The sequence below is a fragment of the Mobiluncus holmesii ATCC 35242 genome (assembly GCF_000185445.1).
Classification (GTDB): Bacteria; Actinomycetota; Actinomycetes; order Actinomycetales; family Actinomycetaceae; genus Mobiluncus; species Mobiluncus curtisii.
In genome coordinates this window covers 254,768-278,396 of record NZ_GL622346.1, presented here as the reverse complement: position 1 = coordinate 278,396, position 23,629 = coordinate 254,768, and the positions used below count along the sequence as shown (strand labels likewise).

Below are 23,629 nucleotides of genomic sequence, written 5' to 3'. Positions count from 1 at the left end.
ACCGCCCTGCTGAATTTGTCGTTCAGCAGGGCGGTTTTGCTTGTCCTTTTGGGATTTTTCTCTTGAGAATACCGGGCGGACACAAATAGTATCAATCCAGTATCAAGAGCAGTATGGACGGGCAAAAAAGCCTGTATTCATGCGGGTTTTCGCCGTTTCGAGCGTCATTCCCACTCGATGGTCCCCGGCGGCTTGGACGTGCAGTCCAGCACCACGCGGTTAATTTCGGGAACTTGGTTGGTGATTAGGTTAGAAATCCGCGCCACCAAGTCCCAATCCAAACGCGACCAGTCCGCGGTCATCGCGTCTTCTGAGGAAACCGGACGCAACACAATCGGGTGTCCGTAGGTGCGCCCGTCACCCTGCACCCCCACCGAACGCACGTCGGCGAGCAAAACCACGGGACACTGCCAAATCTCCGTGTCCAGCCCGGCCGCGCTCAGCTCCTTGCGCACAATCAAGTCCGCCGCCCGCAAAATCCGCAGGCGTTCCTCGTTGACCTCTCCGATAATACGAATGGCCAGGCCCGGACCGGGGAAGGGCTGGCGATTCACGATGACATCGGGCAGGCCCAACTGGCGCCCCAACTCGCGGACTTCGTCTTTAAACAGTTTGCGCAGCGGCTCGATGAGCTCGAACTTCAAATCCTCGGGCAATCCGCCCACATTGTGATGCGACTTGATATTAGCCGTGCCACTGCCTCCGCCCGATTCCACCACGTCAGGATACAAAGTGCCTTGGACCAGGAACTTCACTTCCCCACCACTGGCGCCAACCTCAGCCACGACCTCGCGCTGAGCCGCTTCAAAAGACCGGATAAACTCGCGTCCGATAATCTTGCGTTTCTTTTCTGGCTCGCTCACTCCCGCCAGTGCCCCCAAGAAGCGGGCGGACTCGTCTACGTATTTCACGCGAATCCCCATGTTGGCGGCATAGTCCCGCTCCACCTGCTCACGCTCCCCCGCACGCAGCAAACCGTGGTCAACGAAAATGCAGGTCAGCTGGTCGCCAATGGCCTTATGAACCAGGGCAGCCGCCACGGAAGAATCCACCCCGCCAGACAATCCGCAGATAACCTGGGCATCGCCCACGCGCTGGCGAATCTCCTCCACCTGTGTGTCGATGATAGATTGTGGCGTCCACACAGGATCCAGCCCGACTATGTCATGCAAAAAATGCTCCAGGAGCCGTTGACCGTAGGCGCTGTGACGAACTTCGGGATGCCACTGCACTCCATACAGCCCTCGTTCAGGATTCTCAAAGGCTGCTACCTTTGTATCATCCGTCGCTGCGGTAACTTGAAAATCGCTGGGAGCAGCCGAAACCGCATCCCCATGACTCATCCAAACCACCTGTTCAGAAGGGGTTCCTTCCAGCAGCCGGCTGTCCGGGGTCACTTCCAAGTTGGTTCGACCGTACTCGGAAGTTCCGGTAGGGCTAACAGTGCCCCCCAGGGCTTGTGCCATGACCTGAAACCCGTAGCAAATGCCCAGTACCGGCACATTTGCCTGAAAAACTGCCGGGTCAAAGGTCGGAGCCCCCGGAGCATAAACAGAGGACGGTCCACCTGAGAGAATGATGGCTGAAGGCTGTTTATCCAATATTTCCCGGGCGGTCAGGTTATGTCCCACAATTTCCGAGTAAACTTTCGCCTCGCGAACTCGGCGCGCAATAAGTTGGGCATATTGCGCACCAAAGTCGACAACTAAGACAGGTCCTACGGGTTTACCGTGTTGCAAGTTTTCAGCCATGGGTTAATCCTAAAACATTTCTTCGCTATAAATTGACTCCGAATTTCCCAGACTTTATTCAGGGATATTTCGTTGATATTTCAACGGTTTTCGCTAATGTATAGGCATTAATTGTCGATACAATAATATGTAGGGTCAAAGGATAGACCAATGACATAAGGGAAAGGAGACCCGCCATGAGTCAGGTACCAACTTACTTCGAAGCTGACGTTCGACTGGATCGCAACTCCCCAGTTCCGCTCTACCATCAGATAGCTCAGCCGATTGAAGAATTGATTCTTTCTGGTCAGCTTACCCCCGGTACGCGCTTGGAAGATGAGCTTTCCATGGCACGACGCCTCAATGTCTCTCGCCCTACTGCTCGTCGAGCCCTCCAGCAGCTGGGTGACCATGGACTGCTGGTGCGTCGCCGTGGTGTCGGCACTCAGGTAGCTCCGACCCGAGTGCATCGCCCCAATGCCCTCTCCACCATCTTTGACCAGATGAAGGCGGACGGGCACAAGCCGTCTACGGAAGTTTTGTCTTACGGCGCCTCCCCAGCTAACCAGGAAGTCAGTGCGAAACTGGAGGTGGCTCCAGGCACCAACGTAACCACTATCCGTCGCCTGCGCATGATTGATCGGCAGCCCGCGGGACTCATGTTTGACATGATTCGTTCCTCTATTGCTCCGGCTGCCACCGCCTTAGAACGTGATTCATTTGAAAGTGCCCTAGCCGAGCGTGGCGTTGTCGTGACAATGGCTCGTCAAGCGGTGTCTGCCCGTAAGGCCAGTGGTCCAGAGGCTCAGCTCCTGAGGATTCCTGCGAGTTCCACGGTGCTGAGCATCCAAAATGTCTCTTATGACGAATCCGGAAAGATTGCCGCCTATGGCGAATATCTGTTCCGGGCAGACCGCTTTGCCCTGAAGAACACACTCTTCGCACACTAGATTCTTCGAACCCCTTCTTCGCTCTGGCATCAAATGATGTCAGAGCTGGGTTTTTTATCGACTGTCGAGAGCGTTACTTTACGGAGGGTGAACGTGCCCTCGCCCTGTAGGCTGTCGAAGGGCCACTGTGCCACGCCTTCACAAGTGTGGGTTAGGATTTGACCGGTTAGGGCAGGTTTTATGCAAAAAACTTCATCAGTCTGGGATAGGTTTGGGTTATCTGTGAAAATTGCAGCGCTGATTATCCATTTTTGAGTGTTTCGGCTTTCAGCTTCATCCCATCCTGCAGGCCAACTCACGGACATGTCAGCTGGGGGCTCCAGCGACGGTCGCGCCCCGGCTTGGGTAACCACACCCAAATGCTTTTGCCCGTCTTTCAAGGTCAAGTTCTTTCCGCAAGCTGTATCCGCGAGGGTGCAATATCCGTCTGGCGTGTGCTGGACTCGCCAGGGCCCCTTTCCTACCGCGTCCAGTCCAGGTATCTCATACAGACCGGGAGACACGGTACTGTTCGCGATTGTGGGCACAGGTGGATAACTCATCCGGACGGCGCGCCAATCATGATTGCATTTGGTGCCGTCTTTACCCAGCTCCGCGACCAGCATCAAGGAATCTTGAATGGCTTCCCAAACCTCATGCTCGGTTTGCCGATAGGATTCATCAGGCCAGATTGAAACTCGCAAGCCTCGCTGCCTGCCTGCACCGTCCCGTGGTGGGTCGGAGAGGTATTGATTGCCGATAAAAGTGCGGGCATCCCAGTTGCTTTCCCACAGGGCGGGGGCGTCGACTCGATACGGGGGATGAGATCTGGACCAATATAGAACCTCGCTGTTATTAATGACCTCGTGTCCCCGCTGTCTAAAATCTGCGATCCGCAGACCTTCGTCTTTCCAGTATTCAATCAAAATATCGGTATCTAGATGCACCACGGAAGTTTCGTGTACTCCATCGTTCCAGGTTCGTAAACGCCTGCCCTGCCCTTTTACAAACTGGTTAACTTGATTAACAAAAGAGTTAAAAACATCGTATTCACTAGCATCGGGTCCGAAGGTCTGGTGGGCGTATTCCGCGAGGTACGGATAGTTAGCGAAGGAATCGTGAATCATGTATTCATCTGCGCCCATATGCCACCAACGACTGGGGAAAATACGCAGGTATTCAGCGACTATCCGGAGATAGAACTCAATTGCTTGCGGATTGGTAATATCTAATCTACCCTCCGGGTCTACACTTCCATCGGGTCGCCGCAGGGCATATTGCGGATAGTTTTCTAGCCAAATTCCCATATGCCCGGGCGCATTCACCTCGGGAATAACTTCAATCCCGAGGCGTTGCGCTAACGCTAATATCTGCGATACTTGCGATGATGTGTAATAATGCCAGGTATTCGCGCGTTCCCAACGCGGTGATTTCAGTTTCAGCTCCCAAATTAGCGTGTTTAGTTCGAGTTCGTGCATCCGCTCCAGCAGAGCCTCAATAAATTCTATCGAAATACCAACTTGTGAAGCACACAAAGTTACGCCACGCTCCGGGAAAGCAAAAGTCATGTTGTTCTCGCCACCTCTTGTGAAAGTTCTGAACCTTAGATAGTAGTCACCGCGGTAGGTAAGGAACGAAAATCAACCTTTGACCGAACCGGCAGCTAGCCCGGATTGCCAGTACTTTTGCAGACCTAAGAACAGGATAATCAGCGGGATTACCCCGAACAGAGCACCCATCATAACGGCGCCTTTTTCTGGGTTAAAGTAACTCATCATGCCGTACAGCCCTAAAGTGACCGGTTTCAGAGTATCGGTCGAAATCATCATCAAAGGCAGCAGAAAGTTGTTCCAGCAAGCCACAAAGATGAACAAGAAAATCGTGACCATAGCGGGGGCAAGGATGCGCAATACTATGGTAAAGAAAATGCGCGCTTCCGAAGCACCATCAATACGTGCAGCTTCGATTAGTTCGGTGGGAACCGAAGTTTGCGCGTAAACTCGTCCCAGGAAAACTCCGAACGGGGACACACAGCACGGCACGATAATGGATGCCATTGTGTTAGAAATCCCCAGATGTAAAAAGACGATATACATCGGAACCGTCAAAAGCGCGGCAGGCATTAACAATCCCGCCATGATGATACCCGTAGACAAGTTCTTTCCGGGGAAAGTGAACTTAGCCAAGGAATACCCCGCCATAACAGAAATCAGAGTTCCGATTGCGGCTGAGGCTGTGGAATAAAGCAAAGAGTTCACTACCCAGCGCCAGAAATTGCCTCGAGTCCAGCTCATTAACTTGTCGTAATTGACACCAATCGCCTCGATGAGACTTTTACTCTCAGTGTCCTCACCATGCGTCGCAAACCACAATCCAAACGTGTTAGCCAACTCTGCGTTAGTTTTTGTGGCTGAGATGATGACCCAATAGACCGGGAATATGAAATAAAGGAGTACCAGAATCAGCATAAAGGCGGTAATTCCGCGGGAAATCATGGAGGGAGCAATAGCCCGAGGCGGCATTCCTTCTCGAGACGGAATGTAGTCGAAGCCTTGCGGAGAATGCTCAGTCACCATATGTGAAAGTTTAGAATTACGATTCTTAATCATTTCCGCCCACCTTTCGATCGACAAAGAAGTATCCCACTGCCAACACACCGGCAATGAGCGCCATGACAATCGCCACCGCAGAGCCAGGTCCATCTCCGCTGGGAGTTAAAGTTCCCATAGTGGTGTTATATGCCATCATCATGGGCGTATAGGCTTTACCCATCCAAGTTTGGGTCGAGCTGATGACTGTTGGCTCGTTGAATAGCTGTATAGTACCCACGATAGAGAGCAAGACCGCCAACAGCGCCGCTGGTCGCAGCAGAGGCATCTTTATTCGAGTCATAATTTGCAGCCCGCTGGCGCCATCAATACGCGCCGCTTCAGAGAGTTCCTGCGGGATTGCCTGGAGCGCTGCCAAAAAAATCAGCATGTTATATCCGGTATAGGTCCAGGTCGTCATGTTTGCCATAGAAGCTAACACGACGTTCCGGCTCAGAAAATTGACGTTAATCCCTATTGCCGCTAAGCCCTTCACCAGGGGAGAAACCTCCGTGTTATACAGGTAGAGCCATATCATTGCCGCCACGACACCGGGGATGGCAAAAGGCAGAAAATAACCTAATCGATATATCGTCGCATGTCTCACTAAGAATGAATCCAGCACCAGCGCCAGAACCAAGGCAGCAATAATCATTACTGGAACTTGCAGACACGTATAGAGGATGACGCGACCAATTCCCATCCAAAAATCATGAGAGGTGATGACGTACTGATAGTTTTGCAGTCCTACAAATGTGTTAGCAGACTCGCCCCCACCGTACGCACCCCCACCGGTAGTCTTGAGCTGAAAAAAACTGGAGTATATCGATACCAGAATGGGAACCAGGAATACCAGAACAAATAAAATTACAAAAGGAGCTAAAAAAGCCCAACCCGCACGAATTTGGATTTTAGCCTGCGGTGATGTCTTTCGCCGTGTATTCCCCGCACTCCGAGACTCTCTAGACAGAGACGATTGTTTTTCCGGTCTCGTCAGCGGTGCTGATGTTGTTTCCTCAACTTGTTTTTCCATTCTGGTTCCCCATCAATTTGGTTCGAACAGAGTCATGGGTGTTCGCTGAAACTAACTGCTCAGTGAACACCCATGACTCAAAATTTTCGCTTTTGTTCCGTTGGGAACAAAACACGCTACTTTTCAGAAACCTTCAAATTCAGATTGCTCAACGTAGACTTGGCGGTATCCGCGTTCCAGCTGAAGATATCAGCCACTTTACCGGAACCATCCGCAGCCTTAGCAGCAACTTCAGCGTTTGCCTGTACTGCCGACCAACCCGGAATGTAGGTGAAGGGTTTCATCGCACTGTTAGCTTTGGCCAGCTCTGCGAACACATCCTGACCTCCGTAGAATGCGGAAACCTTTTCGGGGGTAGTCATGGTGCCCTTGGCGGCGACTACCAGACCTTGAGAAACCAGAGCATCAATCTGCGTGTTGAACCAAGCGTTGAACTTCATAGCTTCTGCTGGGGCAGCGCATCCCTTGACCACAGCCACACCGGAACCACCGTCAGGACCGGACGCAGCCTCATCCCCAAATTTCGGAAGTTGAGCTACTGCCCACTTGCCTTCGTTCGGAGTGCCAGCCATGTCGCCTGCCAGCAGCGGAGCTTCCCAAGCCGCTCCGATGGTGCCAATCAGGTTGTTGTTCAAAGCTGCCTTCCAGGATTCTTCATCCCAACGCTGCACGGTAGCCGTCGCTTTCGCGTCAAGGAGTTTCTGCCAGAAGTCAGCCACCTTCGAGGAGCCAGCTCCAGCAGTATCAATCTTCCACGCATCACCGTCGACCTTGAACCACTGATCGCCGGCAGCGGCGCTCAGCGCCGGAAGCATATTACCGGCCTCATCGGTCTGGAAGTCCACAATGAACTTGCCCTTTTCAGCAGCTTTCTTGGCAGTCTCCACGAACTCGTCGGCGGTAGTGGGGACAGTCAAACCTAGTTCATCAAAGGCTGCCTTGTTGTAGTAGTACACCAGCGGACCGGTGTCCTGAGGCAGTCCAAAATACTTTCCATCAATACTCATGGAATCCAGCGGACCAGCGGCAAATTTATCGCGGTACTTATCGATTTCTCCGGAAACATCCTCTACCAGCTGTTTCACATAAACTTCAGCTAAATCTGCATAACCGACCTGTGCCAGACACGGCGCCGTGCCTGCTTTCACGTCAGTCTCAAGTTTCTTAATCAGCTCTTGAGCTTTACCATCGAATTTAACAGCTTCGACCTGAATATCCGGGTTATCTTTATTCCATTGCGCGACTACCTCGTCGACTTTGGTCATGCCTTCCCCGTCAGGCAAACGGTGCAGGTATTTAATCGTCACCGGCTTACCGGAAGCACCCGTATCGCCCCCCTTGCCTCCATCAGAGCACGCAGTCAGGCCGGTCAAAGCTAGTGCCCCAACGCCCGCAAAAATCGCAGCAAAACGCAGTTTAGACGTTAATTGCATGTTTAATCTACCTTCCTCGGTTATTTATGAGCATGGTTTAAGGAAACCACACGTTAAATACAACCACAGTTTTTTCCACCTTGGGGAGGGTTTTCTAAATTATTTCAGACAGTTTCCCAACGGGATTCTCGTGCCCCTAAAGTTACTTGGAAAGGCTTCGGTCCTCTCACATTGACACTCTGTGCAGTGTCAGAGTTGTTATAGACAAAAGCCTTGTGAGCCTCCGGGTAGAAAGCCACCTCTACCTCTGGTCGATCCGCAAAATAGTTCTCCGTAAGGCGTTCCTCCGCGTGACCTGCCCAATAAATTGCACGATGCAATAACCGTGAGTTCACACTGTTGTAGGGGAGCCCCGCAAAGTAAACCGACCGACCTTTGCCATATTCGTGAACACTCAAGTCAACCGAACCGTCGATAAATTGCAATACCTGACCACCGGTAGGAATGATGCTCCCCACTCCGGGACCAATATCGAGCAGCGCTTGTTCCCGTCCGGGCTGGAGCTGCGACTCCACTTCAAGGACGTTAATCTCCTTTAATCCCCTACCCCGACTGCGTTGTTCCAGGGCGTCAAATCCCTCGATAATAAAGTGACTTTCGGCTACGTTAACGTACCTGTCCGTAGACAGCGTCCAACCAACTTCCTGATCCACCCCCAAAACGTCGCTCAACTGGAAGAACGCTCCACTCCCCTCAACGAAACAGGCACTGGGCTGACCGACTCCGATAAAACCGCCGCCACCAGCTACAAACTCACGAATTCGCGCCGAAATATCAGGTTTAGCCCAGTAATCTCCCCCAGAAAATGCTGTGTTTGCCTGACCGGCATTGATGAGCACATCAACATCCGCGAGGGCTCCGCGCGACACATCATCAAAGTTAATAAAACTCACCGTGAACGGCAGTCCTGCCAGTGATTCCAGCACACCTTCGTAGGCATAAGTTTGGAAATACGGCTTGGCATGAGCCACCATCGACGTCATCCAGGAGCGCTTTTTTCCCCAAGCATTTAATACCGCCACTTTAATCGTGGACACTGCCGGTCTCGCACCCCCGCTGACCTCGTGGAGAGAACGGAATTCATCGGTGATTTCTGAGACTCTCTGGACAAACTTAGGGAATTTCACGGGCAGGGACAGGTAGCCACCGTATCCCATGCGATCCAAAGGATTACGCACAATCGCGCGACGAGCTTGGGACCAACGCGCCTCTAGCTCGGGCACCGGGTCGGCTCCCTCGAAAAACACATCCGGGAAAAAATACGGCAGGAAACGCCCCTCGTGGTATTTCACCCCCGGAATATCAGAAATCATCCGACATGTCGCCGCTGACCCCACCGAGCCAACGACGGCGTCCAAACCTATGGAAGGGAATTCATCCCCGTAGGGTTCGGTTCCAATCCAGTGATCGCCCAGAAACATCATGGCTTCTTTACCAGACTGGTGAGCTTTGTCCACCATAATGCGCGCCCGCTCCGTGACGAATTCACCTAAAAACTCCATCCAATTGAGGAATGGCAAGCGAGGAAGCCGGAAAGGCGAGTTATAGTAACCCTCATCAACGAAATCCTCCGGAGTCAGCGCATACCCATATTTAGATTCAAATTCAGCCAGCGCTAACTTTGTTACGGAACCGAGATAGCCAAACCAGTCGACCATTTTTTCTTTTTCTCGATTGTTAAATACCAATGTGAATTGATAGAAAAAGGTCGTAAATCTCACCACGTCCACGTGCGGATGGTCCTTTAGCCATTTGTCCATGTGGGCTTGGGCATATTCCCAAGTTTCGGGATTACGGATGTCATAAGGTTGCTCGCGTATCCGCTGCGGATCGTCTTCCCAGTGATTCGTGATGTAGTTATACATTTGCACCGGATCCCAGTTTTGCCAAGCTAGGAAATCTACCGTATAGACGTGACCTGCTGCGGGCTTTGCGATACACACCTGGGTGTCCGCTCCCTTTCCTGTCAGACTCCACTTTTCAGAAGGGAGGGTTTCCCCGGTGGTGCGATCGATTACTTGCCAGTAGCGCTGGAGGTCAGCTTGAATATCCGGCTCGACCTGTTTATCCAGGTAACCGTCCATGACAGAGATACGCAGCGGTTCCTCACCCAGGGCCGGGCAACGCTGACTCATCAGGAAAATTTGTGGCCTGTCCTGGGGATGAGCAGCAGCCCAATCATTATCTCCGCGCCCCACGAAATAGGTTTCATATACTTTCGCCCCCAATTCAGAAGTGATGGGGGGCAACTTGGTTCCGTCCGAGTTGCGTACCGCATCAGCCCCCCAAAGCCTGGCTATCTGACGGATTTCATCGTCCATTCCATTTTCAATGGGCAGAGTAACGCGACCGGACATACGGATTCCTTTCTGAAATTGTCATCCCGCTGAGCAAAATTTTTACTAAGGCTACACCCCAAGACCGCAAACCGGTCAGGTTTTCAACGGATTACCAATACCGGATTTAAATCTGTCTGGGAAAACGTTAGTAGGATTATCTCTAGACTTAGTCTAATCCCACCGGTGGTTTCCAAACCCTGACTAAAGAATTGGAGCTGGACGTGAGCGACTTCAAAACCTTATTCCTCAACGGCTTGACTAAAAAAGCTGCGGGCAGTCGAAAACGCATCGTGTTACCGGAATCAGACGATGATCGCGTGCTGCAAGCTGGCGCTCGAGTCTTGCAAACCGGCGCCGCGGACATTGTGTTCCTAGGAGAAACGGAACAAATCGCACAATCTGCCAAACGACTGCACCTAGACCTGGACGCGGCTGAAATAGTTAGTCTCCACGATGACGAAAAGCTGGCACGATACACCGCCAAGCTGGTGGAACTGCGCTCGCATAAGGGTATGGACGAAGCCACTGCGCGGGAGACTCTAAAAGATGTTTCTTTCTTTGGCACCATGATGATTGTCTGCGGGGATGCCGATGGCATGGTTTCAGGAGCGGCTCACACTACCGCCCACACCATTCGTCCCGCGCTGCAACTCATTAAGACCCAGCCCGGCGTGAAACTGGTTTCGGGGGCGTTCCTCATGGTTTTTGACGATCATTTTGACCTATATGCAGATTGTGCAGTGACGATTTCACCGGATGCCGCCCAGCTGGCAGACATTGCGGTGGTTTCCGCAAAGACTGCGGCCCAGTTTGGCTTGGAACCGAAAGTTGCCATGCTGTCCTATTCCACGCTTGACTCCGGTTCAGGTCCGCTGGTTGACCTGGTCCGGGAGGCGACGGCAAAAGCCCGTGCGGTAGCCCCCGAGTTGTCCATCGACGGTCCGCTCCAGTTTGATGCCGCAGTAGTCGGGTCCGTGGCTGCCCAGAAAGCTCCGCACTCCCCCGTTGCCGGACAAGCAAACACGTTTATCTTCCCCGATTTGAACTCCGGAAACATCACCTACAAAGCAGTGCAGCGCACCAGTGGCGCGCTGGCGGTGGGACCTATCTTGCAAGGACTAAACGCCCCGGTCAACGACTTGTCACGCGGAGCCACCGTGGATGACATCAGCAACACCATCGTCATTACTGCTATCCAAGCCCAAGGTTAGGCTCCCGCGGGAAGAAACCCCACGAACGCCCTTGTGAAGAGAAAAAGGAACAATCATTATGCGCCACCAAACCATTTTTGTGATTAACTCCGGCTCGTCCTCCCTGAAGTACCAGCTAATCGAACCCGTCAGCGGTGACGTGCTGGCCAAAGGTCAAGCGGAACGCATCGGCACCGATCGAGGGGAAGTTACCCACGAAGTCCATGCCAGCAAGTTCAGCGCGGCACTGCCCCTTCCGAGTCACAAGGAAGCCTTGACCCAGATTATCGAGATGTTCGCATCCCACGGGCCTGACTTGCAACACGTAGATTTATCCGGTTTTGGTCACCGTATCGTACAAGGTGGCTGGCATTTCAAAGGACCGGCTATCGTGAACGATGATGTCCGCGCCAAGATTGAGGAACTGTGCGACTTGGCGCCTTTGCACAATCCCGCCCACCTCATCGGCATCGACACCGCTATGGAACTGTGGTCCGACCTGCCCCACGTAGCTGTTTTTGATACCGCATACTTTGCCGGTCTGCCTGAAAAATCCCGCAGCTACGCCCTCAACAAGCAGGTGGCGCATGACTACCGTATCCGTCGCTATGGCGCTCACGGTACCTCCCATGAATTTGTAGCCAACAAAGTCTGTGACTACCTGGGCGACGACACAGTCAAACAAATCACCCTGCATCTGGGAAATGGTGCGTCCGCTTGCGCAGAACTGGGGCGCCTGCCCATGGACACTTCTATGGGTTTGACGCCACTGGAGGGTCTGGTCATGGGCAGCCGTACCGGCGATATTGACCCCGCTGTGGTGTTCCACCTGCTGCGCAAAGGAATGAGCGTGGATGAAGTCGACACCCTGTTTAACAAGCAATCCGGTATGAAAGGTATGTGCGGCGATAATGATATGCGCGATGTCTGGAAACGCCGTGATGAGGGCGATTCCGATGCCCTGCTGGCTTTGCAGACCTATCAGCAGCGCTTGTTGAAGTACATCGGTGCCTACACTTTTGAGTTAGGCGGCTTGGACGTGCTGACTTTCACCGCCGGCATTGGTGAAAACGATGACCGCATCCGGCGGCGCTTGTGTGAAAAACTCGAGTTCATCGGGGTCAAGATTGACCGCGAACGCAACGAAAACCGTGACCGTTCCAAGGCAATTTGGCGCATCTCTACCGATGACTCAAAAGTGCTGGTGCTGGTGGTACCCACCAACGAGGAGCTCGCCATCGCACGTCAGGTGGTTCGCTTGATTTAAATGGAGTGAGCCCTGGATATGCCGGGGTTCATTCTGTTTTAGAAAACCTGACATCGACTCGGGATCTGGCAGCCGCGGAAAACTGCCCAGTTTAGTTAAAATCACTTAACTGTCAATATACTTAACATCATGAGTGAGGTTGCTAAAGTCGATAAGGAGCGCTCGGCGCTGAGTGAACAGTTGGTTTACGAGTTTCACCGCCTGGTGTTCTCCGCTAACAATTTGATTGCCAATATCTCAGCCGACTTAGGAATGCACGGTAAGGATGGCGATGGTCTGCTGATGATTTGGCGTTCCGAGATTGCCGGAAACCCCCTCTCGCCCTCGGAACTCGCCGATGGGTTGCACATTACTCGCGCTGCCGCCAGCTATCTGGTGGATCGTTTGGTCAATCTGGGATACATCAGCAGGCAAACAGATCCAGAAGATCGCCGCCGGGCAGTGCTGCGGATTGCGGAATCTGGAGACAAGCTGGGTCACAACTTTGTCGGTTCCGTAAATGTGGACCTGAATGGCGTGTTCGCCGACCGTTCTAACCAGGAAATCAAACAGTTCACGGAGATGCTGTCAGAATTCACCGACCAGATTGGCGAGTCCCACCACACGAAGTCTTCTCCTAAACCCCACAAAAACCAGTAACCTCTGAGGAAAACCTGCCTTTCCCCACAGTTCCGCGAGAGCTTTCTATTAATTTGATTAAGTTTCTTAACTATCAATATACTTAATCACATGACCGTGATTACTACCATTGATGAACCCGCAGCTGCCCCGGCACACAGTGAGGCAGGAACGCAAAATGACCACGAAAACCCCACAGGTTTAGCTTCACTGGAACACACTGTGCCGAATCATTGGGGATTGATTCTGGCGCTGTACCTGGCAGGAATTTTCATGGGTGCTTTGGATATGGGCATTGTGAATCCGGCGCGTACCGTCATCCAAAACAGTTTAGGAGTCGATGACCAGGCTGGCGTCTGGGTCTTTACGATTTACACCCTGGCGTATGCCATTGCTATCCCCGTCATCGGTAAACTGGCAGACGTGTTAGGGCGCAAACCGGTATATGTGCTGGCTATCGCCCTGTTCGGGATTGGTTCACTAGGGTGTGGACTCGCCCAAGACTTTCAATCTTTCGGTTTGCTGCTAGCCTCCCGCGTGGTGCAAGCCGTGGGTGGCGGTGGCATGATGCCCGTCGCTACCGCCGCTGCTGGGGTCATCGCTCCTCCCGCAAAGCGCGGTATGGCTCTGGGGCTGGTCGGCATGGTTTACGGCGTGGCTTCAGTCATTGGCGGCTCTGCAGGCTCTCTCATCATGGACATCGCTGGCACCGATAACTGGCAGTGGATTTTTTACATTAACGTGCCAATTGCCCTGGCAGTGGTAGTTCTGGGAGCAATGTTCTTGGACCGCGAGCGCGCCGAAGCAGGTCGCCACTTGGATATTCCGGGCACCGTCTTAATCGTCGTTGCTATCACTGCCCTGTTGTGGATGTTTCAGCACCTGGATTTCACCGACCTCGGTTACTCTTTCCAGGATTCCAATGTCCGGGTTTCCCTGCTGATTTTCGCGATTGCGGGGGTGGTGTTCTGGGTTACCGAGCATCGTGTCCATGATCCTTTAATCAACTTTGATTATTTCGCGAGCATTCCGGTCGGGGTGACTTTGCTGCTCGGGATGGTGGCAGGCGCCCTCATGATGACCGTGATGTTCATCCCTCAGTTCGCCGAGAACTCCATGCGCCTGCCTACGGGTGATGGCGGCTACCCCACGATTATCATCGGGGTTGCCTCCGGTATCGCGGCACCGATTTCCGGACGACTCACCGATAAACTCGGTCCTCGCTTTGTGCTGGGACTAGGGATGCTGATTTCCGCCATCTCAGGTCTGTTGCTAATCTTCTGGACTTCCCCGTATCCCGGTTTCCTGTCAACCAGCGTATCCATCTTTGTGATGGGCTTCGGACTGGGGTTCTTGATGGGAGCTCCCCTGACCTACCTGATTTTGCACCTGGTTCCCAGCCGTGACGCGAATACCGGTCAGGCGACGCTGTCCTTAACACGATCGCTGGCTACCACTCTCGCCCCAGCTATCATGGTGGGTCTGCTCGCCACCGCTATGGGTGGCCTGTCCGAAAAGGTTATGGATGTCCTGCCGAAGCCGGATATGTCTGCCCTGTCCAGCACTATGGCAGCGGCTCCTGATGGAATGCCGGGGGTCGGCAATCAATCGGGTCAGGGGCAAATGCCCACCTCAGCAGGGCAAGACTCCGGCAGGAACCAAACGCCAACCGGTAACCCCCGCGGTGAAACGCAATCCTCTGTCCCCCCTCAAAACAAAATCGACCCCAATTTTTCCATGTCCAACGTGCCTGATAAGTTGCTCAATCGCCTCCAGAGCGCGGACGTCACCAACATTGTGTCGCGTTCCAAGGAGCTGGCGAATTACACGTTCGCCAGCCAAAGCAACGCCATGAAGAAACAGCTGGGGTTCGTCCCACCAGCTTTAGAACAAGCTCGCCAGGATTATCTCCAGGACATCGACGCTCACGCAGACACTATCGAATCGACGTTCCAACTGGAGCTCAATCGGGGATTTATCCGCTTGTTCTGGTTCTATACCCTCGTGTCGCTGTTCGGGGTGCTGTTGCTTTTTGGGGTTCCCTCCAAGGAAACTCTCGACGCGCACATTATGAAGACCGCACAATCCGCGTCGGAGAACTCAATCTAGGGCTACAAACCAGCCGGGCGCCCCGAATGTACGGTGCGCCCGGTTTTTGTCCCGTAATTTTCGCCAAATCAGTCTGAAAGTCAGGGACTAATACAGCTCAATCGCCGGCGGCGCCCCAATTGTGTCCAGTCGTGCTGCCAAGGTTTCTTTGGCGTCTCCTGGGAAAATCAGCACTCGTTCCGGTTCGGTTTCTGCCCGAGCATACAACGGATTTTCCACTCCGGCATAGCCCGGTTTCAAGTCGAAGTTAAAGATGGCCACGTGAGCGCAATCCCCTACATTCAGCACAGGCATCCCGTAGATTGGAGTGCCTTCAGCGGTGTTTGCCGCCGGGTTCATCACGTCGTTAGCCCCGATGACCACGGTCAAATCCGCACTCGCGAAATCATCGTTGATGTCTTTCATCTCCCGCAGCTTTTCGTAATCCACATCGACCTCAGCCAGCAGCACGTTCATATGTCCGGGCATCCGCCCCGCCACTGGATGAATCGCGAAGTCCACGGTCTTTCCGGCCTTTTCCAGATAGTCCAACAGGCGTTTGACCTGGGCTTGAGCTTGAGACAGGGCCATTCCGTAGCCGGGCACCAGGATGACGCGCTGAGCATTTTCTACCCAGTCAGCAAACGTAGTTTCCGGATCCGCGACAGGCGCTGCGAGTGTCGGTCGGTCCCCAGGTGTGGTTTCGCTGGTGTCAGCCTCGCCTGCACAAGCCGAGTCGTCTGGTTTTTCCGATTCAGTTTCAGTTGGCATTGCGGCAGCAGCGCTTACGGAAGTCTTGCCCAACAAAATATCCATGAGGTGGCGGTTCATCGCCCGGCACATGATTTGGGTCAGCAGCAAGCCAGAAGCTCCCACAATAGCCCCGATGGCCACCAGCAGCAGGTCAGAAATCGCCAAGCCGGCGATGGCTCCTGCCACCCCGGACAGGGAGTTCAACAGGGAAATCGTGATGGGCATATCGGCTCCGCCCACCCGCACCGCCAGCAGGTAACCAAACAGATTGGCAGCCACAATCTGGACGATGAGCAACACGGTTTGTGCCCCACCCGGACTGCCGAACGGTGGAAAAACGTAAGCTAGAGCGGCACCCAGGCTAACAACCAAGCTCAGACCCACCCACACGAAGTGCGCGGGGAGCACTTTCGGGCGCTGATTCAGGATTTGGTGCAGTTTGCCTGCCGCAATGAGGGAACCAAAGAAGGTCGCACCACCGATAGCAACCGCCAAACCGGCAGTGAACTGAGCAAAAGCATTGTTATCCGCATGTCCGGTTAGGGCCAGCGCCCCGGCAAGCATCGAGGCCAGACCGCCCAAACCATTGAGCAGAGCCACGGTTTGTGGCATCCGAATCATCTGAGTTTTACGCCAGATAATGACCCCGAATAGCGATCCGACCAGCATCGCGGCATAGAGCTCAACAGCGCTGAGAATCCCGAAGTTCCACAGTGTCGCCACGATAGCCAAAGCCATTGCCAAAGCGCCCAAAAGATTACCGCGCACTGCCGTCTGCACTCTCGACAGCATGTTTAATCCCACCAGCACCAGTATCACCAGCACTGCCGAGACGGCATAGTAGAGCAGGCTGTTCGGGGCTGGTGCTCCCACCAGAGTCAAAGCGTTATTCATAGTCACTCACCCTCTCCCGACTGAGCGCCTCCATCAGCAACGGACTTGGGTTTCTTGTCGAACATCCGCAGCATCCGGTCAGTAACCCCAAACCCGCCGACAATGTTCACCATCGCCAGTGCGACTGCCAGCAAGCCCAGCGCTTTTGATCCCAGACTCACCGCTAATGCGGCTGCACTGAGACAGCCCAGCACGGTTACCCCAGAAAAAGCATTCATCCCGCTCATCAGCGGGGTGTGTAACAGACTGGGAACTTGACTGATGATTTTATAGCCGACCAGGGTAAACACCACCAGTACGACCAATAACACACCTTGGAATGGAGTCATCGGTTTCTCCTTGAGTTACGGTTTTGTCAGGAATGTATTGAATTTGACCCAACGGTGGTGGCGGGACGAATCTGTCATCACATCCCGTGGTACCGATTAGGGCGACCTCACCGTGGACCGGTCGGTCGCCCTAATCGGTACGATCTCGAGTCAGGCTATGCCAGCCCCATCGCCTCGCGGGCGCCGACGTGAACAATTTCGCCGTCGATAGTCGTGAGAGTCTTGGCAATAATTTCATCGCTACGATCCAGGACGATTTGACCGTCCTTCACCAGGAAGTCCACGAAGTTGGCAATGTTCTTGGCAAACATGAAAGTCGAGCTCTTCGGCAGCATACCGGGGATGTTCTTAATCCCCACCAGGGTGACATGGTGCTTGACTTCCACCTTTCCCGGAGGCGTAATTTCACAGTTACCGCCTTGGTCAATAGAAATATCCACGATAACTGAACCGGGCTTCATAGTTTTCACCATGTCCTCGGTAATCAGCCGTGGTGCTAAATGACCCGGCACCAGCGCCGACGCGAAGATAATGTCCATATCCGGAATGACCTGAGCCAGAGCGGCACGCTCCTTGACCAGTTCATCTTCCGGCAGAGCCTGGGCATAGCCGCCTTCACCGATAGCCTTCTCAGAATCCACCCCGAGTTCAACCGGCTTGGCGCCCAGAGAAGTGGCCTGTTCGGATGCCATCGGGCGAATATCCGCCGCGTACACCACCGCACCTAAACGCTTCGCGGTAGCCAGGGCTTGCAAACCGCCCACGCCTACCCCGACGACCAGCACCTTCAGCGGATCAATCCGCCCGATAGCACTGTGAATCAGGGGCATGAAGGACGGCTGATAGTTCGCCGCCAACAGGATACCTTTGTACCCGGCGCAGGTACTCATCGAGGTCAGAGCGTCCAAGTTTTGCGCCCGAGAAATACGCGGCACACCATCCAAAGTCAGCGAAATGACACCCTGCGCCGCCATCTCCTTGACCATCTCGTGATTGGGTGGAGCCGCCGGGTGAATAAAGGTAATCAAGTATTGACCTTTATGCATCATCGAGACTTCGGAACGCCCTTTAGCCTCGTTAAACAGCGGTTCCTTAACTTTCAAAATCAGGTCTGCTCGCTGGTAGATTTCCTCCGGGTCACTAACCATCTCCGCGCCTGCTGAGACATACTCCGGGTCATGGAAGAAGGACCCTTCCCCGGCACCTGTTTCGACCAAAACGGTTAAGCCTTTGCCGACCATATCCGCCACTGTTTCGGGGGTGGCAGCCACACGGTCTTCACCGTTCATAATTTCCTTGGGTACACCAATAATCATCTTAAAGCCCTCCGCGAATACCTCGTTGTACACACAGCTCATGGGTTCATGAGTTGGACGATACAAAGCGTACCGCATGGAAGTTGTTTTTATCAGTGTATTTAGCCCCGGATTTTCTTGCGAGGCGCATTCAGGTGTTGGGTGTATTGTTCAGCACCAGTCTGTTCCGTAAACCAATTCCACCAACAGCTATAGGGCGCGGGCATCTCGAAGAGAACTCCCTTCGAGATGCCCGCCCGGAAACAAATCTCTAATGACTACTTCTTTGGCGGCACCTTTAAGGTGAGCACGACCTTGTCCAAGCCCTCAAAAAAATTGTTGCCCTTATCGTCCACTACGATGAAAGCCGGGAAATCCTCGACGTCAATCTTCCACACGGCCTCCATCCCCAGCTCGGGGTATTCCAACACCTCGACCTTCTTAATGGAATGAGCTGCCAGCTCCGCGGCGGGACCGCCGATAGAACCAAGGTAAAAACCACCGTGTTTGCGACAAGCATCGGTGACGACCTGACCACGATTGCCCTTGGCCAGCATAATCATCGAGCCACCGTGAGCTTGGAACAAGTCCACGTAGGGATCCATACGTGAAGCCGTGGTCGGACCGAACGATCCGGAGGGCATTCCCTCGGGAGTTTTCGCCGGTCCTGCGTAATATACCGGGTGGTCTTTGAAGTACTGAGGCAAGCCCCCTTCCTTTTCCAGACGATCGCGGAGTTTCGCGTGGGCGATGTCACGAGCCACAATGAGAGTTCCAGTCAGGGAAAGCCGAGTCTTGATGGGGTATTTGGTGAGTTCGGCGAGGACGTCCTTCATCGGACGGTTCAAGTCAATCTTCACCGCTTCGTCCCCGCCGAGTTCCGCGGCTGTGGGGTCGGGCATAAAGCGTCCCGGATCAGTATCCAGAGCTTCGATGAACACTCCATCCTTGTTAATCTTTGCCACGCACTGCCGGTCCGCCGAGCAAGAGACTGCGATTGCTACCGGCAGGGAGGCACCGTGACGCGGCAGACGCACCACCCGCACGTCATGGCAGAAGTACTTGCCGCCGAACTGAGCACCGATACCCATGTGGCGGGTCATATCCAGGACTTGTTCCTCCATCTCGAGGTCGCGGAAACCTTGTGCCTGTTCGCCGCCGTGAGTGGGCAAGCCGTCCAGGTAGTGCGCCGAAGCGTACTTCGCGGTCTTGAGCGTGTATTCCGCGGAAGTGCCACCAATGACGATTGCCAAGTGATAGGGCGGGCAAGCTGCGGTGCCGAGGGAACGAATCTTTTCCTCCAGGAACTGCATCATATGTTCGGGGTCAAGAATCGCCTTGGTCATCTGGTAGAGGTAGGACTTGTTGGCAGAGCCGCCACCTTTGGCCATGAACAGGAAACGGTACTCCGCTTCGTGTCCTGGGGCGGTCTCAGCATATAACTCCACCTGCGCCGGGAGGTTGCACCCGGTGTTCTTTTCCTCGTACATGGACAGCGGGCTGTTTTGGGAATAGCGCAGGTTCAGTTTCGTGTAGGCGTTGTAAACCCCGCGAGACAGCGCTTCTTCATCCGGACCGGGTGTCAGCACGTGTTGACCGCGTTCTCCCTTGATGATGGCGGTACCCGTGTCCTGGCACATGGGCAGGACCCCCGCTGCCGCGATGTTGGCATTGCGCAGCAGATCCATCGCTACGAACTTATCGTTTCCCGACGCCTCCGGGTCATCGAGAATCTTGCGCAGCTGTTGCAGATGAGCGGTGCGCAGGTAGTGGGAAATGTCGTGGAAAGCTGTCTCAGACAGGAGGGTCAGCGCCTCGGGTGCAACTTTCAAAAACTTAGTGCCATCCGGCCCCTCAACTTCACTAACCCCCTCGGATGTCAGCTTGCGGTAGGTGTAGGTGTCTTCGCCGTGCGGCAAGATGTCAGCATAGAAAAAATCGGTCACTGTTGCCCCCTTGCTCTGGTGCTTTTGTGCGATTTGATTCTAACGCCCCGGCTACAGCGACTTTTTTATAAGGCTTTAAACCGGAGAATTCCGGGTCTGCAGACCGTTGTGATATGTTTTGATTTTCGCAAGTCTGACTAAAGAAAAAACGTTCCCGCCCTTCGAGCAGCGTAGCGAAAGGCTAAAGTAGAATCATGTCTGATTTATTTGCGGATTGGCGTCGCCCCACGTTTATTACCTCGGTGAATCCGGGGATGCTGGGCTATGACCGGCTCATCCGCGATATGCATCCACGAGTCGAACTGGTCGAGATTCGTCTGGATGGGGTGTGGCTGTCCCGTGGATCTTTTCAAGGTACGAAACGTGACTTTGCCGAAATCGAAAATCTCTTGCGGCAAGCTCGCGAACAGGTAAAACGCCCGATTTTAGCGACTTTCCGGACCGAAGGCGGGCACGTCTCGATTACTGCGGAAGTCTATGAAAGCCTCGTGGCACAAGCCACGAGGTGCGCTGACTGGGTGGATGTCGAGTCAAACTATCCCTACCTAGGCATGACCGCGGAACAAGCCGCCGCCGCGGCCGAGAATCCCCACGTACAAGAGGACAATGAGAAACGTTTGACCGGTTTGTTGCGCAACGTACACGCCAACGGTACGGGCGTTATTTTGTCCCGTCACTGTTGGGAGCCTTCCCCGAACAGCGAAAAAGAAGTCAGCGACCTGCTCATTTATCAACTCAATTTGGGAGCAGATGTGTCTAAAGCAGCTTTTTCGCCGCAAACCCCACAACAGCTAGCAAACCTTCAAAAGGGCGGGAAGACCACTTTCCTACTCACTCACCGACCCACGATTTTGATTGGGATGGGCGCGTTAGGTCAGCCTACTCGCCTAGCAGGTCCGCAACTGGGTAACTGGGGTACTTTCGTCACCGTAGGAGGTCCACAGTCCGCACCGGGACAACTGCCGTTGGCACAGCTGGAACTGCGCTATCCGGCGTCGGGTTTTTAGGTTGTCTCCCAGATTTTTCCCTAACCTTGAGATATTTCGGCTCGTGGCGAAACGTTATGTGAAGGCGCAAATTTTTCTAACCCGACCGTACAGAGACATAACAGTTCAGAATTCGGGGTTCAGTTCGCGCATCCGATTTTCCAGATTGATGAGTTTGCCAAATACTTCCGCCTTTTCCGGGGAGTTGGAATCGAGACGTCGCAACTGAGCTTTCAGACTGGCAATTTGAGCGTTCAGACCCTTGCGTTCCATGGATTCTACGGCGTTTTGCACCCAAGATTCCGCCGCGATGCGAGTTTCTTCCGCGGACTGATTCGCTTCATAGAGAGGAGCCGGACGAGTCGCCAGGTTTGTCAACGCTCCCACTAAAACGGATCCAGCCTGGGCTTTCACTGCCGCCGCCCACCGGTTTAGAGCCACGTTTCCCGGATGGGGTTCTCCCGCTGCTTGCGCGACCTCCGCGAGACGTCGATATTCCCCCGCACCGCCCACCGCCGCGATGACTTCAAAAATGGCTCGCAATGTGGGTTGGGTGAAGCTCTGCGGATCCAGGGTGTCGAAAGCGGTCTGGGCTGCGAAACCCGGAAACTGTAAAGCTGCTATCAGCACGTCACGTTCGACTCGCCACACCGGGTCAGTGTTTACCGCCGGGTCCAGCCGAGTTTGCGGAATCACCTGTGGGCTGCTGGACGCGTCTGACCCGGTCAGATTTCCCAGGTTGGCGCTTTTTTCAGAACCACCCGCGGCATTGCCGGGTCCCCCGAGTCCCCCTGGCTGAGAACTGTTAGCGCTGCTGGCGCGCTGTTGGGAGCGGATTCTTCGCCACACTTCATTCACTGTGTACCAAGTGTCTCTGACGTTAACCCCCAGCCAACCGCTGACCTGTTTCACATATTCAGTTCGCAATGCCTTGTCACGAATTTCTGCCAGCACCGGAGCGGTGGCACGCATAGCCTCGATGCGAGCCGCGGGGCTATCTAAGTCGTATTTCGAGATGATGGTTTTCAACACGAAATCGAACAGTGGTTTGCGACCCTCAATCAGGTCCCGTACGGCTCCCGGTCCGCGCTGCATCCGTAAATCACAGGGATCTAAGCCATCGTCAGCCACCGCCACAAAAGCCTGAGAGGCAAAGTCCTGGTCAGTACGGAAAGCTTTGAGGGCTGCGGCTTGTCCGGCAGCGTCACCGTCAAAAGTGAAGATGACCTCACCGCCGCGCGGGGGCAGACCTCCCGGGAGTTTCAAAGACGAAGCGCTATCCGCAGAAGTCCCGATAAACCGACGAATCTGTTTGGCATGTTCGTCCGTAAATGCCGTACCGCAGGTCGCGACCGCGGTGGTGATTCCGGACAAATGCGCCGCCATCACGTCGGTATAGCCCTCGACGATGACACAGCGCCGCTCTTTCCCGATGTTCGGTCGCGCCAAATCCAGTCCGTAGAGCACGGAAGATTTGTGATAAATCGGGGATTCTGGGGTATTGATGTATTTCGGGACTTGCGGATCTGAATCATCCAAACGCCGTCCGCCAAAGCCTAAAACTGCCCCGGTTACATCTTTGATAGGCCACATGACGCGGTCGCGAAACACGTCATAAATCCCGCGCTGTCCCGGTTTGCCAAGACCGACCGTCACAATTTCCTGGTCAGTAAAGCCTTTCGAACGTAAGTAATCGGTGAGGTTGTTCCAGCCCGGCGGCGCGTAGCCCATCCCAAAATGGGCGGCATCCTGGGACGTGAAAGCTCGTCCCTCGACGAAATCCCGCGCTCGCTGTGCCTCCGGAGACACGAGTTGAGACACAAAAAAATCCTGGGCGACCCGATTGCATTCCAGCAACCGCTGCCGAGTTCCCGGCTCCACGCGCTCTTTCGTAATAGCCGCGCCTTCCACGTAATGCATCGTGATGCCGGCTCTCGCGGCTAAAAATTCGACAGCTTCGGGAAACGTCAACCCTTCGATGAGCTGCACAAAATCAATGGTGTCCCCACCTTGAGAGCAGCCGAAACAATGCCACATGTTTCGTACCGGCGTGACACTAAAAGACGCCGTTTTTTCGTCATGGAATGGGCACAAGCCCAGCAGTGAACTGCCTTTGCGCTGCAGGCTCACATAGTCGCTGACCACCGACTCTATGGGAATATCACGGACCTTTTGCAGGTCCTCGGGGTCGAACTTGGAAACCATGCAATC

At 54.0% G+C, this 23,629-nt stretch carries 17 protein-coding genes; 6 read left to right on the top strand and 11 right to left on the bottom strand.

Annotation, left to right across the window (positions count from 1 at the left end):
- Positions 1-164 precede the first annotated feature (164 nt).
- Positions 165-1,751, bottom strand: coding sequence for a glutamine-hydrolyzing GMP synthase (gene guaA, locus HMPREF0576_RS01230; RefSeq protein WP_004010377.1), 1,587 nt, complete (start codon positions 1,749-1,751; stop codon positions 165-167).
- Between the two features lie 176 nt (positions 1,752-1,927).
- Between guaA and HMPREF0576_RS01225 the strand changes: the two genes are divergently transcribed.
- Entirely contained in the window at positions 1,928-2,680 is a 753-nt protein-coding gene (locus tag HMPREF0576_RS01225) for a GntR family transcriptional regulator (protein ID WP_004009949.1), read from the top strand.
- Between the two features lie 29 nt (positions 2,681-2,709).
- Here the strand turns inward: HMPREF0576_RS01225 and HMPREF0576_RS01220 are convergent, their stop codons facing one another.
- The 5 genes from HMPREF0576_RS01220 to gnpA form a co-directional block, all read right to left on the bottom strand.
- Positions 2,710-4,227, bottom strand: coding sequence for a family 20 glycosylhydrolase (locus HMPREF0576_RS01220; RefSeq protein ID WP_004010376.1), 1,518 nt, complete (start codon positions 4,225-4,227; stop codon positions 2,710-2,712).
- Between the two features lie 72 nt (positions 4,228-4,299).
- On the bottom strand, positions 4,300-5,268 hold the full coding sequence (locus HMPREF0576_RS01215; protein WP_004009951.1) for a carbohydrate ABC transporter permease: 969 nt from the start codon (positions 5,266-5,268) through the stop codon (positions 4,300-4,302).
- Positions 5,261-6,280 carry a carbohydrate ABC transporter permease gene (locus HMPREF0576_RS01210; protein ID WP_004009952.1) on the bottom strand — a complete coding sequence of 340 codons (1,020 nt, stop codon included), beginning with the start codon at positions 6,278-6,280 and terminating at the stop codon, positions 5,261-5,263. Before HMPREF0576_RS01210 ends, HMPREF0576_RS01215 begins: the two co-directional genes overlap by 8 nt.
- A 116-nt stretch (positions 6,281-6,396) precedes the next feature.
- Positions 6,397-7,713 (bottom strand): ABC transporter substrate-binding protein, encoded by a 1,317-nt coding sequence (locus HMPREF0576_RS01205; RefSeq protein WP_004008223.1) that lies wholly within the window; start codon positions 7,711-7,713, stop codon positions 6,397-6,399.
- Between the two features lie 104 nt (positions 7,714-7,817).
- Positions 7,818-10,070: a 1,3-beta-galactosyl-N-acetylhexosamine phosphorylase gene (gnpA, locus tag HMPREF0576_RS01200; RefSeq protein WP_004010375.1), complete on the bottom strand. Its 2,253-nt coding sequence runs from the start codon at positions 10,068-10,070 to the stop codon at positions 7,818-7,820.
- 203 nt (positions 10,071-10,273) lie between these two features.
- Here gnpA and pta point away from each other — a divergent pair, with 203 nt between their 5' ends.
- The 4 genes from pta (at position 10,274) to HMPREF0576_RS01180 (ending at position 15,236) form a co-directional block, all read left to right on the top strand.
- The gene (gene pta / locus HMPREF0576_RS01195; RefSeq protein WP_245527294.1) at positions 10,274-11,263 is read left to right on the top strand and encodes a phosphate acetyltransferase; all 990 of its coding nucleotides are present in this window, start codon (positions 10,274-10,276) and stop codon (positions 11,261-11,263) included.
- 58 nt (positions 11,264-11,321) lie between these two features.
- Positions 11,322-12,509 carry an acetate/propionate family kinase gene (locus HMPREF0576_RS01190; protein ID WP_004009955.1) on the top strand — a complete coding sequence of 396 codons (1,188 nt, stop codon included), beginning with the start codon at positions 11,322-11,324 and terminating at the stop codon, positions 12,507-12,509.
- Between the two features lie 129 nt (positions 12,510-12,638).
- Positions 12,639-13,148 (top strand): MarR family winged helix-turn-helix transcriptional regulator, encoded by a 510-nt coding sequence (locus HMPREF0576_RS01185; RefSeq protein ID WP_004010373.1) that lies wholly within the window; start codon positions 12,639-12,641, stop codon positions 13,146-13,148.
- A 90-nt stretch (positions 13,149-13,238) separates the two neighbouring features.
- On the top strand, positions 13,239-15,236 hold the full coding sequence (locus HMPREF0576_RS01180) for an MFS transporter (RefSeq protein WP_004010372.1): 1,998 nt from the start codon (positions 13,239-13,241) through the stop codon (positions 15,234-15,236).
- Positions 15,237-15,323: 87 nt separating this feature from the next.
- On the opposite strand, the gene HMPREF0576_RS01175 is transcribed toward HMPREF0576_RS01180, so the two are convergent.
- The 4 genes from HMPREF0576_RS01175 to HMPREF0576_RS01160 all read right to left on the bottom strand — a co-directional run bounded on the left by HMPREF0576_RS01175 (position 15,324) and on the right by HMPREF0576_RS01160 (position 20,432).
- Positions 15,324-16,862 carry an NAD(P)(+) transhydrogenase (Re/Si-specific) subunit beta gene (locus tag HMPREF0576_RS01175; protein WP_231294254.1) on the bottom strand — a complete coding sequence of 513 codons (1,539 nt, stop codon included), beginning with the start codon at positions 16,860-16,862 and terminating at the stop codon, positions 15,324-15,326.
- Between the two features lie 2 nt (positions 16,863-16,864).
- Entirely contained in the window at positions 16,865-17,191 is a 327-nt protein-coding gene (locus HMPREF0576_RS01170) for an NAD(P) transhydrogenase subunit alpha part 2 (protein ID WP_004008230.1), read from the bottom strand.
- A gap of 155 nt (positions 17,192-17,346) precedes the next feature.
- Positions 17,347-18,585 (bottom strand): NAD(P) transhydrogenase subunit alpha, encoded by a 1,239-nt coding sequence (locus HMPREF0576_RS01165; RefSeq protein ID WP_245527293.1) that lies wholly within the window; start codon positions 18,583-18,585, stop codon positions 17,347-17,349.
- Between the two features lie 179 nt (positions 18,586-18,764).
- A complete protein-coding gene (locus HMPREF0576_RS01160; RefSeq protein ID WP_004010370.1) occupies positions 18,765-20,432 on the bottom strand; it encodes a fumarate hydratase in 1,668 nt (555 codons plus the stop codon).
- A gap of 194 nt (positions 20,433-20,626) precedes the next feature.
- Here HMPREF0576_RS01160 and HMPREF0576_RS01155 point away from each other — a divergent pair, with 194 nt between their 5' ends.
- On the top strand, positions 20,627-21,439 hold the full coding sequence (locus HMPREF0576_RS01155) for a type I 3-dehydroquinate dehydratase (protein WP_004010369.1): 813 nt from the start codon (positions 20,627-20,629) through the stop codon (positions 21,437-21,439).
- Positions 21,440-21,544: 105 nt separating this feature from the next.
- Here HMPREF0576_RS01155 and dnaG read toward each other — a convergent pair whose 3' ends face one another.
- Positions 21,545-23,623, bottom strand: a complete 2,079-nt coding sequence (gene dnaG / locus HMPREF0576_RS01150; protein ID WP_004010368.1) for a DNA primase — start codon at positions 23,621-23,623, stop codon at positions 21,545-21,547.
- Between the last annotated feature and the right edge of the window lie 6 nt (positions 23,624-23,629).